General features: G+C 63.5%; 10 protein-coding genes. 4 read left to right on the forward strand and 6 right to left on the reverse strand.

Features of this window, described 5'->3' with window-relative positions:
* Positions 1-28 precede the first annotated feature (28 nt).
* Both CSQ91_RS27840 and CSQ91_RS27845 read left to right on the forward strand, forming a co-directional pair.
* Positions 29-580 (forward strand): ArsR family transcriptional regulator, encoded by a 552-nt coding sequence (locus CSQ91_RS27840; RefSeq protein WP_257217504.1) that lies wholly within the window; start codon positions 29-31, stop codon positions 578-580.
* 76 nt (positions 581-656) lie between these two features.
* A complete protein-coding gene (locus CSQ91_RS27845) occupies positions 657-1,496 on the forward strand; it encodes an HDOD domain-containing protein (RefSeq protein ID WP_070259968.1) in 840 nt (279 codons plus the stop codon).
* 71 nt (positions 1,497-1,567) lie between these two features.
* Here CSQ91_RS27845 and CSQ91_RS27850 read toward each other — a convergent pair whose 3' ends face one another.
* From CSQ91_RS27850 to CSQ91_RS27865, 4 genes are all read right to left on the reverse strand, one after another.
* The gene (locus CSQ91_RS27850) at positions 1,568-3,379 is read right to left on the reverse strand and encodes a DUF885 domain-containing protein (protein ID WP_099390217.1); all 1,812 of its coding nucleotides are present in this window, start codon (positions 3,377-3,379) and stop codon (positions 1,568-1,570) included.
* 137 nt (positions 3,380-3,516) lie between these two features.
* Positions 3,517-4,614: a M48 family metallopeptidase gene (locus CSQ91_RS27855; protein WP_034783255.1), complete on the reverse strand. Its 1,098-nt coding sequence runs from the start codon at positions 4,612-4,614 to the stop codon at positions 3,517-3,519.
* On the reverse strand, positions 4,611-5,777 hold the full coding sequence (locus tag CSQ91_RS27860; RefSeq protein ID WP_034783256.1) for an HPP family protein: 1,167 nt from the start codon (positions 5,775-5,777) through the stop codon (positions 4,611-4,613). The genes CSQ91_RS27855 and CSQ91_RS27860 overlap by 4 nt, the downstream gene beginning before the upstream one ends.
* Before the next feature lie 81 nt (positions 5,778-5,858).
* Positions 5,859-6,155, reverse strand: a complete 297-nt coding sequence (locus CSQ91_RS27865) for a DUF3349 domain-containing protein (protein WP_218963778.1) — start codon at positions 6,153-6,155, stop codon at positions 5,859-5,861.
* Positions 6,156-6,304: 149 nt separating this feature from the next.
* Here CSQ91_RS27865 and CSQ91_RS27870 point away from each other — a divergent pair, with 149 nt between their 5' ends.
* A complete protein-coding gene (locus tag CSQ91_RS27870; protein WP_034783258.1) occupies positions 6,305-6,817 on the forward strand; it encodes a thioredoxin family protein in 513 nt (170 codons plus the stop codon).
* Between the two features lie 5 nt (positions 6,818-6,822).
* Here the strand turns inward: CSQ91_RS27870 and CSQ91_RS27875 are convergent, their stop codons facing one another.
* Positions 6,823-8,790 carry a methyl-accepting chemotaxis protein gene (locus CSQ91_RS27875; protein ID WP_099390218.1) on the reverse strand — a complete coding sequence of 656 codons (1,968 nt, stop codon included), beginning with the start codon at positions 8,788-8,790 and terminating at the stop codon, positions 6,823-6,825.
* A gap of 169 nt (positions 8,791-8,959) precedes the next feature.
* A complete protein-coding gene (locus CSQ91_RS27880; RefSeq protein ID WP_046682091.1) occupies positions 8,960-9,457 on the reverse strand; it encodes an Lrp/AsnC family transcriptional regulator in 498 nt (165 codons plus the stop codon).
* Between the two features lie 166 nt (positions 9,458-9,623).
* Here CSQ91_RS27880 and CSQ91_RS27885 point away from each other — a divergent pair, with 166 nt between their 5' ends.
* Positions 9,624-11,663: an aminotransferase class V-fold PLP-dependent enzyme gene (locus tag CSQ91_RS27885; RefSeq protein WP_099390219.1), complete on the forward strand. Its 2,040-nt coding sequence runs from the start codon at positions 9,624-9,626 to the stop codon at positions 11,661-11,663.
* Positions 11,664-11,955 lie beyond the last annotated feature (292 nt).

Raw genomic sequence — 11,955 nt, forward strand, 5'->3', positions numbered from 1 at the left:
CTTTGTCCGCGTGAATGAAGGATTTCACTTGAACGAGATCATGCGCTTGACGGGATTGGGCAGTGCATCGGCGCAGCGGGAACTGCGCCGGCTGCATGAGTCCGGGCTGATCACGTCGGAGCGGATCGGTAACGTGCGGCGCTTTTGGCCCAACAAGGAAAGCCTCGTGTATCCGGAGTTGAGCGGACTGGTGCAGAAGACCTTCGGCATCGTCGGCGTGCTCAGCATGACGCTGGCGCCCTTGCGTGCCCAGCTGCACCTGGCCTTCGTGTCTGGCGCCACGGCGAAGGGACAGGACATGCCTGGCAGCGCCATCGATTTGCTGCTGGTGGGCGAAGAAGCCAATTATGGCGATCTGTTGACGGGATTGGCCCCGGCCGAGCGAACCTTAAGGCGTAAAATCAATCCCAACTTATATACGCTGGCCGATTATCGCCGACGCCTGCGTGAAGGCCAGCCATTTCTGCTGCAGGTAATACAGCAGCCGAAGTTGTTTGTCATCGGCGATGAATCGCTATTGCAAGCGCTGGCTTTGCCAGACTCCTCAATGCAGACGAATGACATGCCATCTGTATTTTAAAGACCGGGCCTGGCATTCAATTTTTAATGCATGACATTGTTGGCCAGGAAAATATCTGAGGCGGATTGATCGTATGATGAATAAACTACAGGCTTTCGGTTTAATTGTTTCCCAGGCGGTGCGCGGTGAATTAACATTTCCCACAAGTGTTAATTCCGCACTGCAATTGCAATTGGCCCTGGCTGAACCGGATTGCCATATCGACCATGCCATCAAACTGGTACTGGCCGAGCCCTTGCTGGCGGCGCGCACGGTCGCGCTGGCCAACTCGGCCGTGTACAGCCGCGGCGATGCGGCGCCCGTGACCAGCGTGCGCGCCGCCGTCATGCGCATGGGCTACCGCAATCTGTACGCGCTGGTGGCGGCCATGGTGGTGCGCCAGTTCGGCAGCAAGATCATCGACCCCATCCTGCGCCAGAAGGCGACGCAGCTGTGGGAGCACACGGCCCACGTGGCGGCGCTGGCGCACGTGCTGGCCCGCCGCGTGACGCACGTCGATGCCGACACGGCGCTGTTCGCCGGCATCGTGCATGAGGTGGGCGGTTTTTACCTGCTGTCGCGTGCCGATGAATTCCCCGGGCTGCTCGATGACGATGCGGATCACTGGATGGAGTCCGCCGAAGAGATCATTTCCCGCGAAGTCATGAAGAAGCTGCTGATCCCGGCGGCCGTGAGCGAGGCCATCGAAGGCTTGCGCGATGGCTTGCTATCGATCCCGCCCGATTCCCTGCTCGATACCTTGTTGTTGGCCAAGCAACTGTCGCCCGTGCCGTCGCCCTTGCAGGTGACGTACGTGGAAATGCTCACCCCATCCGATTCCGTCATCGATTTCATTATCGACAATGAGACCCTGCAAAGCATCCTGGCCGAATCGGCCGAGGAAGTGCGCTCGATGAGTGCCGCACTGCTGGTGTAATATCAAACGCTCAGGCGAAAAAAAACGGCAACCCCGTCAAGGGCTGCCGTTTTGCTTTCAGGTGCGGTCGCTTACTTCTGCTGCGCGATCCACCGGTCGACCTTGGCTTCCAGCAGTTTCAAAGGCAGGGTGCCGTCGCCGAGTACCACTTCGTGGAACTTCGGCAGGCTGAACTTGTCTCCCAGCGCTTGCTGCGCGCGCTGGCGCAGTTCGACGATCTTCAGCGAACCGATCTTGTAGCCCAGGGCTTGGCCGGGCCACGCCATGTAGCGCTCCGTCTCGCTTTTCGCCACGGCGTCATAGCCGAGGGTGTCGCGCATGTACTTGATCGTCTGTTCGCGCGTCCAGCCCTTGGTGTGCAAGCCCGTGTCCACCACCAGACGCACGGCGCGCAGCATCTCGTCGTTCAAATGGCCGAAATACTGGGCCGGATCCTCGAACAGGCCCATTTCCTTGCCCAGGGTTTCCGCATACAGGGCCCAGCCTTCCGTGAAGGCATTGTTGCCGCCAAAACGGCGGAAGTTCGGCAAGTCCATCTCTTGTACCAGCGCCAGGTGGAAATGGTGGCCAGGCTTGCCTTCGTGCAGGAACAGGGTGGTCATGCCCGTGTCGCCATACAGTTTCGGATCGGTGACGACGGACCAGAACACGCCGGGGCGCGAACCGTCGGCGGCCGGTGCCGTGTAGTGGTCGGCGGCCGTGTCGCGGCTCAGTTCGGGTTCCAGGCGCAAGTCCAGCGGCGCCTTCGGCACCAGGGTGAACAGGGCGGGCAATTTGCTGTCGAGCAGCACGTTCAGCTTGCGGTAGACGTCGAGCACTTCCTGTTCCGTCTTGAACGGGCGGTATTTTGCCTGTTCCGACACCCACACGGGCAAGCCGGCGGCCGGTCCGTTGTAGCCCATCTTCGGGCCCACGATCGCATATTGTTCCTGGATGCGCGCCACTTCCTTCAAGCCGATGGCGTGGATCTGCTCCGGCTTCAAATCCGTGGTGCTGCTGCTGGCCACGCGCGCCTGGTACCAGGCAGCGCCATCGGGCAGGGCGCTCCAGCCGCTGCTCGCGCGGCCGGCCGGCAGGTAATCGCGTTCCATGAAGGTGGCCAGGCGTTGCAGCGCGGGCATCAGTTTGGCCCCGATGATGACGGTGTAGGTTTGCGTCAGGCGCGCCTTGTCCGCGTCAGAAAAGCTGGCCGGCAAGTTCTTGATCGGCGTGTAATAGACGCTGTCCTGCGGCGTGGCGCTGACGAGTTTCTTGAATTGCGGCAAGGCCGATTCCGTCAGCGCCTTCGGCAGCACGATGCCCTTTTGCATGCCGACTTTCATGTTGGCGATGGCTTGGTCTATCCAGCCCGGCAACTGGCCAATACGGCTCAGGTAAGCGTCATACTCCTTGACCGTGGTCAAAGGCTGCGATGCCTCGCCGCCCGCATAGTTGGCCAGGGTGACGGGCATGCTGTCCATCTGGTTCAAGGGCAGCAAGTATTCGGGGAAGCGCTCGAAGCTCAGTGCTGTCGCCAGTTCATAGTCGAGAATATCGTAGTTGATCTGGTCCTGATGCGACAGCTGCGCGCGCGCAATGCTGCGCAGGGTCTTCTGGTACTGGCGGTACAGCGCGAACTGTTTTGCGCGCGCGGCGGGCACAATGGCTGAACCGAGCTGGTCGTCAAAACGGTTGTCGCCGCTCTCGGTGGCATTGATCGGCTCGAAACGGGCCAGCGCATCGTAGTACTGATCGGCCACGACCTGCAATCGCTGCTTGGCTTGCGGCGCGCTGACGGCGACGGTTTTGGTAGCGGGCTGGGCCGCTTGCGCCATGGGCGCATGGGCGAGCAACAGGGAGATGGCCAGGGTGCCGAGGGTGCCGGCGGCAATACGATGCTTCATGCGCGATGTCCTTTGTAAGGAAGGAGAATGAACGGAGGCGTAGCGAGGTCGGGGTGGCCGGTCGCGATGGAACAGCCGGGGCGTAAGCATACGCGATTGCCCAGTGCGTTTGGACAAATTATTGAGGAGGAATGTTGCTATTTGTCCGCTGGCGCGACCAAGGCTTTCATCGCCTGCCAGTGCTGGCTGTTCAAGGGGACGCAGGCGGGGCAGGGCGTGGCGGCGATCAGGCTGCGGATCTGCTGCGCGCGCGCCGCCGTCTGCGGGTGAGAGGAAATCCATCCCGGCACGCTGGCCTTGTCCTTGTCGTCGAGCTTCTGGAAAAAGCGCAGCATGCCGTCGGGACGGATCTGTGCGCGCTGCAAGGCAAGCAAACCCAGGCGATCCGCCTCTTCTTCCATGTCGCGGCTGAAATACAGGGTGCCGGCCTGGTGCGCCAGCATGGCGGCCACGGCGCTGATGTCGCCGATGGTCACGCCCACCAGGGCGCCCCAGCCCAGGCTGCTGATCATTTGCCGCAGCGAATGGCGTTGCTCCACATGCTGCACTTCATGCGCCAGCACGCCGGCCAGTTCGCCCGGGTCGGCTGCCTGGCGCAGCAAGCCCGTATGTACGACGATGATGCCGCCCGGCATGGCAAACGCGTTGACCGTGTCGTCCTGCTTGACCAGCCAGCGGTACTGGTAGCGCGAACCGGCCGTCAGCTTGCGGCCGATCTCCTGCACCGTCTGCTGCGCCACGCCGCTTTCGCTGATGCCGCCCTGCGCGCGCACTTGTGCCAGGGCCAGTTCGCCCAGTTGCTTTTCCGTCGACAGGGGAATCAGCCCTGCCAGCGCGCCAACGGCATGGCCGCCCTGCCACCACAGCAGGGCGGCGGCGATGATGGTCGCGCCCGTCAAGCCGGCGAGCCAGCCCGATACTTGCCGTCGGTTGCGCTGGCGCTCGCCCCACAAACGCTGCAGTTGCGGCTGCAGCGCGGCCGGCGCTTCGCGCAAGACGGTGGCGATGTCGTCCGCTGTCAGCGGCTTGAGCGAGGCTTGCCGGCCTTGGCCGTCGAGCCAGTTCAGGAACAGTTCCGGTCCGTCGACACCGCCCACGCTGACGACCAGCTGCGCTACCTCGACGCTGGAACCGGGCGCGTCGATGGCCAGCTGGCTGCCGAAGAAGTGCGCGCTGACGGCCGTGCCGGCGGAGCCGCCATCGGGGCCGGCCAGCAGTGCCTGGAATGGCGTCATGCCACCGCCTCGGCAAAGCGGCTTTCGTACAGGGCCGCCATCAGGTCGGACTGGCTGATGATGCCGGCCAGGCGCTCTTCATCGTCGAGGATGGGAATATGGTGGTAGCCGGCATCGGCCATCAGGGGCACGAGGTCGATGATGGGCGTGCCCAGGCGGGCCGTGTGCGGCGACGGCGTCATCAGTTGGCCCACCACTTCCGGTTTGTCGCTGTGGGACAAGCCGCTGCGCTGCAGCAGGCCGCGCAGGCGCTGGCGCATGCCCTGATAATCGTCGAGGCCGCCGTGGCGCAGGAAATCCGTCTGCGTGATGATGCCGATGACGCGGCGCGCCCGGTTCAGCACGGGCAGGGCGCCCACCTGATGCTCGCGCATGGTGCGCCAGGCAACATCGAGCGGCGTGCCGAATTCCACGCTGAGCACGTCTTTCGACATGATGTCGGCGCAGGTGACGACGCCGAAGCGGCGCTGGTAGGCGCGCATTTCCGTTTGCAGGAAGATGGCTTGCAAGTCGTCGCGGCTGATGTCGAGCACTTCGCTGTGCTGGCGCAGCACGGCATCGAGGTCGTCCGGCGAAAAGCCCAGGCGGTTGCTGGGCACCTCATCCTTGGTGTCGTGCGGATGCGGCGCCACCAGTTGCTGGATGTGCGGGTAGCGGCGCCCCGTCAGGTTGTTGTACAGCACGGCGCAAGCGACCAGCACGGCGGAATTGAACAGCACGGTGATGAAGACGAATTCAAAGCCGGCCGCATGCACGCTGGCGCCGCCAACCACCGTGGTCAGTGCCACGGCGCCGCCCGGCGGATGCAAACAGCGCAGAGCAAACATGGCGCCGATGGCCAGGCAGGCGGCCAGCGCCGCCACGCCCACGCTGGGGCCCAGCCATTTCACGCAGGCCATGCCGACCAGGCCGGAGACGACATTGCCGCCCACTACGGACCACGGTTGCGCCAGCGGGCTGGCCGGCAGGCAGAACAGCAGGACGGCCGAGGCGCCCATGGGGGCGATCAGGTAGACGCTGGCGCTGTCGGGGGCCAGCAGGAAATGACAGATCAGGCCCGTCAGCAGCAAGCCGCAGATGGCGCCCGCGCAGGCGCGTAATTGTTCGCGGCGGCTGCCGTTGTTCGGTTGCGGCAGCCAGCGTGCCAGGAAAGAAGTCGTCATGGGGGGAGGGCGCGTTCGGGCCGCGTTGCTCAGTGTGAGCCCCATATTATCCCATGCGTTCCATTTCGCTGCCTGCGGGCATTAATCCTCGGCGCAGACGGCCTGCAAGCCGTGCTGCGCCAGCAAGTTCTTGGCGGCCTCGACGCTGGACGGCTCCGGCTTGCTGCTGGAGCAGGCATAGATGTCATTGAGGACCGTCTCAGCATCCTTTTGCGTGACGGCGGCCATCAGCTCGGCCAGGTTGCGGTCGGAAAAGTGCTCATACAGCAGGGCCAGCACGGCGAAATACGCCGTGTCTGGCATGCCGCCGGAATAGGCGCTGCGCAGCATGCGCGCGGCGCCGGACAAAGTCGGGGGCAGGGTATCTGGCGTGCTCAAGCGGCCTCTCCTTGGCGGTGCTTATACGTTTTCCGCATAAGCACAGTGCAATTAAATGGTGGATATTTCCTACAAGCAGGCATATTCTAGACAATCACGCCCGCTGGCAGCTGTTCAGCTGGCCTTACGATTTCTCTCAGGAGCCCCGCATGCGCGTTTCCCGTTTCGTTTCCCTTTTCCTTGCCAGCCTGCTGCTTGCCGGTACCGCCGTTGCCGCCGCCCCTACACCGGGCAACCCTGTCGCCACGCCGCATTTGCCGTACAACGCGGCGGCCGACGCCAAGGCCGACGTGGCGCGCGCGCTGGCCGAGGCCAAGACGGCGCACGTACCTGTCTTGCTGATCTTTGGCGCGAACTGGTGCGAGGATTGCCGCGCGCTCGACAGGGCCTTGAAGGAAGGCAAGAACGCCGAGTTGATGCAACAGCAGTTCAAGGTCGTCAAGGTCGACGTGGGTAACTTCGACCATAACCTCGATGTGGCGCAAGCCTATGGCAATCCGCTCAAGAAAGGCATCCCCGCTGCCGTGCTCGTTTCGAGCGACAACAACCAGGTGCTGTACGCCACCAAGGGCGGCGAACTGGCAAATGCCCGCCGCATGAGCGAAAGCGGCATTTATGATTTCTTCAAGCAAGCGGCGAGCGTGAAGTCACCTGCCCTGTAATTTCCTTAAAACTCTTCCCACGCATCGCTGGCCGGCACTGTCGGGTGGGACGGCGTGGGCAGCATGGGCTTGTGCGCCGGCGGCTGCGGTGCCACATGCCCGCTTTCCTCCAGCTTGAAGACGCTGACCACCTGCGCCAGCCGCCCAGCCTGATCCTGCAAGGATTGGGCTGCTGCTGCCGCTTCTTCCACCAGGGCCGCGTTTTGCTGGGTGGCGTCATCCATCTGCGTGACAGTGGCATTGACCTGCGCGATGCCCTGGCTTTGCTCCTGGCTGGCCGAGGCGATTTCGCCCATCAGGTCGGCGACTCTCTGGACGGAGACGACGATGTCCTGCATGGTGGCGCCGGCCGAGTCGACCAGCTTGCTGCCCGCTTCCACCTTGCTGCCCGAGTCGACGATCAAGTCCTTGATTTCCTTGGCCGCCTGGCTTGACCTCTGCGCCAGGTTGCGCACCTCGGTCGCCACCACGGCAAAGCCGCGGCCCTGTTCACCCGCGCGGGCCGCCTCGACCGCCGCATTCAGCGCCAGGATATTGGTTTGAAAGGCAATGCCGTCGATCACGCCGATAATGTCGGCGATCTTGCGCGAACTTTCCGTAATCGCGCCCATCGTCTGCACGACTTGCCCGACCACTTCACCGCCCTTGACGGCGTGGCTCGACGCCGACACCACCAGCTGATTGGCCTGGCGCGCATTGTCCGCGTTCTGTTTCACCGTCGACGTCAGTTCTTCCATGGCTGCCGCTGTTTCTTCCAGGCTCGACGCCTGGGCTTCCGTGCGCGCCGACAGGTCCAGGTTGCCCGACGCGATCTGGCTCGATGCGCTGGCAATGGCCCCGGTACTGTCGCGAACTTCGCGTATCGTCACGTTCAGCGATGTGACGAAACGGTTGAAGGCGGCGGCCAGCGCACCGACCTCGTCTTCCGATTCGACGGGCATGCGGCGGCTCAGGTCGCCATTGCCGCTGGCGATCTCACTGAGCATGTCGGCCGCCCGCGCGACGGGGGCGGCGATGGCGCGGCTGATGACATAAATGATGAGCAGGGCGATGCCGCCACCGACCAGGCCGGCGATCAGGGCGGCGATCAGGGCCGATCGCGTGACATTGCCCAGCACTTCCGCTTCCGGTACTTCAGCCATCACATACAGATTCAATTCCGGCACGAAGGAAGCGGCGACGAACTGGCGTCCCGCGGGCGCGTCATAGATGGCGTACGCGTACTTGTTGCCCGTCAACAGGCTCTGGCTCAGGGTATCGCTAAAGCCCGGTAAATCCTTGAGCAGATGCTTGCCGTCGGCCAGGGCCGTGTCACGGTGCACCAGCAGCACGCCGTTGGCGCGCGCCAGGTAGACATGGCCCGTCTGGCCGATCTTGTAGCTGCGGATGGTGTCGGCCAGCGCATTGATGGACAGGCCCAGTCCGGCCGCGATCTGCTTGCCGCCCGCCGTCTGGCCACGCGCATTCAGGTACAACATCAGGTCGCTGGAGTTTTCCGCCTTGTCGATGTCGAGCGTATAGGCCTTGTCGCCGGCCAGCAAGCCATAAAACCACTGGTCGGCCGCCTGGTTCTTGTCCAGGGTGCGCAGCAAGCCTTCGGTGGTGAAGTATTTGCCCGTGCTGGCGGAAGCCCAGTTGATCGAGGCCGCCTTGTTCTTTTCCTTGACCACGCTGGCGTAGCGCTGGAAGGTGGCGATGCCGCTGTCGGGCAAGCCAGCGTCTTCCCAGTCTTGCAGGTAGACATCGTTGGCCATGGTCTGCACCACGGACAGCGGCTGGTTGATCTGGCGCAGCACGTCGTTGCGGATCTCGCCCACTTGCGCCGGCAATTCCTGGCTGACGACGCGCTCGCGCACGTAGTCGCTGCTCATGCGCACGCTGAGGAAGGACGAGATCGCCATGAAGAGCAGCAGGCACAAGCCCATGCTGAACAGGAGTTTTTTCTGGATGGAGAGGCGGCGGAGCAGAGACATGGAAGACCTTGGATGGTGGCCTGCACAAGGTGCAGAAAAGCGGGCAGACAAGCGGACAGTATACCGGCCGCGCTGCGCGTCCCGCCGCACCATTGCTGCTTTTCGTTCATTTATGTTGCATTGCAGCAACGTGATTTTCCATGTCCGCCCGGCGTGGATGAAAAACGCTTCAGGCAGGCAAGCCGTGGGCGATCAATTCCAGCGGCAATTCCGTGCTGCATTTGATCTGTTCCATGGAAAAGGCGGAGGACACGCCCGTCAGCTGCACGGCCTTGATGAGCTTTTTGTAGAAGGTATCGTAGCCCTTGATGTCGGTGGTGACGACTTTCAGCAGGTAGTCGATGTCGCCGCTCATGCGGTGGAATTCCTGTACTTCCGGCAAGACGATGACGGCGGCGGCAAAGCGGCGCAGCCATTTCTCATCGTGCTGGCCCGTGCGCACGCTGACGAAGACGGTCACGGGCAATCCCACTTTTTGCCGGTTGACGATGGCCACACGGCTCTCGATATAACCCTCTTCCTCCAGGCGCTTGACCCGTTTCCAGCATGGCGTGCTGGACAGGCCGATCTTTTCGCTGAGGGCGGCGATCGACAGAGTACCGTCCTGCTGCAGGGCTGCGAGGATGGCGCAGTCGAATTTGTCGAGCGAGGCGTTTGGTGAATTCATTTTGTTATTCCGGTTTTTATGGCATGAACATGCTGCATAGTACCGTAGTTGCAGTGTCTTTTGGCATATCTTCACGGGCGCAGGCCGGTAGACTATCCATATGTTTCAGCCGCTTGCTCTGCCCCTTTTTAGCTGTGCCCTTTTATAGAATACTCAGACTGCCATCATGAAAGAAATCTACCTCGACAGCAATGCCACCACCTGCGTGCTGCCCGCCGCCGTTGCCGCCGCCCGGCAAGCGATGGAGCAGGGCTATGGCAATCCCAGCAGCACCCATGCCACGGGATTGCAGGCCAAGGCCATGATGGATGGCGTGCGCCGGCGCGCCAGCGGCTTGCTGGGCGTGGGCGACGGCCGGTTGATGTTCAATAGCGGCGCCACCGAAAGTATCCAGACGGCCGTGCTGTCCGCCCTGTGCGCGCTGCGCGAACGGCGCGATGCGGGCAAGCGCATCGGCAGCCTGCTGCTGTATGGCGCGACCGAGCACAAGGCCGTGCCGGAAAGCCTGGCGCACTGGAACCGCTTATTGGGCCTGAACCTGGAAGTGCGCAAGCTGCCTGTCGATGCGCAAGGGCGCCACGATCTGCAGGCCCTGGGCGCGCTGATCGGCGACGCGGCCATGCTGTGCACGATGGCGGCGAATAATGAAACGGGCGTCGTCAGCGATTTGTCCGCCATCGCCCAGTTGCTGCAGGAACGGGGCGCCGACGCCTACTGGATGGTCGATTGCGTGCAGGCGCTGGGCAAGCTGAAACTGAACCTGGCCGCCACGCGCATCGATTACGCGCCGTTTTCCGGCCACAAGCTGTATGCGCCCAAGGGCATCGGCATGCTGTACGTGCGCGCCGGCGCGCCGTTTACGCCCCTGATGATGGGCGGCGGCCAGGAAGCGGGCCTGCGCTCTGGCACGGAAAACATGGCCGGCATCGCCGCGCTGGGCGCCGTGCTGGCCGCGCTCGACGATGGCAAGACCTTCCGCAGCCACGCCGACCTGGCCGCTTTCCGCGAGCAGCTGGTGGCCAGCCTGGAACGGGCGTTTCCCGGCATCGTTTTCAATATGCCGTTCGACTTGTCCTTGTCGACGACGCTCAATTTTTCCGTGCCGGGCCTGTCCTCAAAGGAGCTGCTGGACCTGTTCGACGCGGCGCGCGTGCGCGTCAGTTCGGGCAGCGCCTGCTCCGCCGCCAAGGCGCTCCCCAGCTATGTCCTCGAAGCGATGCACGTGCCGCAATGGCGCGCCAGCTCGGCCATCCGCCTGTCGTTCGGCCCCCTGATCGACGCGGCGACGATTGCCGCTGCCTGCGCGCGCATCGAGCGCTGTGGCGAGGCCCTGCGCAGCAGCTGTCTGCTGCCGTCGGCGCTGGCGCCATCGCCGCAGGACGGCGCGCAGGACGGCATAATCCAGCTGAGCGTGGATGGCCAGTGCACCTGGCTGATCAGCGACGCTGCCAGCGCCAGTTGTGTCGTCATCGATCCGGTCGCCGCGCTCGTGCCGCGCCTGGCCGCCTTCATCCGCTGCCAGCAGCTGGCCTTGTGCGCCATCGTGCACACGGCGCCGCCAGCCGACCATGGCGTGGCGCGCCTGGCATTGCTGCAGGAACTCGCCATCGAGCAGGTGGGTCGCATCGATATCGACGGTGAGCTGGCACTGGGCCAGCAGCGCCTGCGCCGCGTCGAGTGTGGTGAAAACCATGTGTACCTGCTCGATCAGCGCTTCGCCTTCATCGGCAACCTGGCGCCCGAGGCGCTGGCGCCCCTGCTGGATGCGGCGCTGCTGACGCAAGGCACCGTGCTGTGCGCGTCAGGCGACGACGGCAGCATTTGCGGCACCGTGCGCAGCGTGCAGGAAGGTATCGTGCCTGCCGCCGAACTGCAGCTCGATGCGGCCGCCTTGCCCGCCTTCCTGCGCCAGCATCCCGACGCCATCCTTGTCGACGTGCGCGAAGCGTATGAACACGCGGCTTGCGCCGGCACAGTATTCGAGGGCTGCGCCGTGCGCAGTGTGCCGCTGAGCCGCCTGGCGGGCCAGGTAGCCGCGTGGCTGCAGCAGCCGCAGCGCCCGCTGGTCTTTTTCTGCCGCAGCGGCAACCGCAGCGCGCGCGCCGCTGCCTGCCTGCGCCGCCTCGGTCATGGTGCGGCATGGCAACTCAACGGCGGCATGGCGATGGCGGAGGCGACGCGCCATCCGCTGGCCATCGCTGCCTGAGCGGCTTGAGCTTTCTTCCGTGAAATATTGCGCCGTGCCATCATTGGCACGGTGCTGCTACTCATTTCCCTCTGTTCATTTCCTCCAGGAATTTTTCTCCCGTTTTACTCGCTGATTTCTTTGCCGGCACGCCCCTAAAGCACCGGGTATGTACGCTAGCGCACGGTCTTGCGCACAGGGCGCCCCTACGATGAAGTTCAGAAAATCTCCCTATACCCTGAGATTCGTCGCAACGCTCCGGCGCTTCGCTTTCCGTCTTCGCCAGTGTCCGATCGTGTTCTTCAGACTGGGC

Source organism: Janthinobacterium sp. BJB301, assembly GCF_002735685.1.
Lineage (GTDB): Bacteria > Pseudomonadota > Gammaproteobacteria > Burkholderiales > Burkholderiaceae_D > Janthinobacterium > Janthinobacterium lividum.

Coding starts and splice junctions, on each gene's coding strand:
- CSQ91_RS27845 (WP_070259968.1), top strand. CDS start 657: ATGAATAAACTACAGGCTTTCGGTTTAATTGTTTCCCAGGCGGTGCGC.
- CSQ91_RS27850 (WP_099390217.1), bottom strand. CDS start 3,379: ATGAAGCATCGTATTGCCGCCGGCACCCTCGGCACCCTGGCCATCTCC.
- CSQ91_RS27855 (WP_034783255.1), bottom strand. CDS start 4,614: ATGACGCCATTCCAGGCACTGCTGGCCGGCCCCGATGGCGGCTCCGCC.
- CSQ91_RS27860 (WP_034783256.1), bottom strand. CDS start 5,777: ATGACGACTTCTTTCCTGGCACGCTGGCTGCCGCAACCGAACAACGGC.
- CSQ91_RS27870 (WP_034783258.1), top strand. CDS start 6,305: ATGCGCGTTTCCCGTTTCGTTTCCCTTTTCCTTGCCAGCCTGCTGCTT.
- CSQ91_RS27875 (WP_099390218.1), bottom strand. CDS start 8,790: ATGTCTCTGCTCCGCCGCCTCTCCATCCAGAAAAAACTCCTGTTCAGC.
- CSQ91_RS27880 (WP_046682091.1), bottom strand. CDS start 9,457: ATGAATTCACCAAACGCCTCGCTCGACAAATTCGACTGCGCCATCCTC.
- CSQ91_RS27885 (WP_099390219.1), top strand. CDS start 9,624: ATGAAAGAAATCTACCTCGACAGCAATGCCACCACCTGCGTGCTGCCC.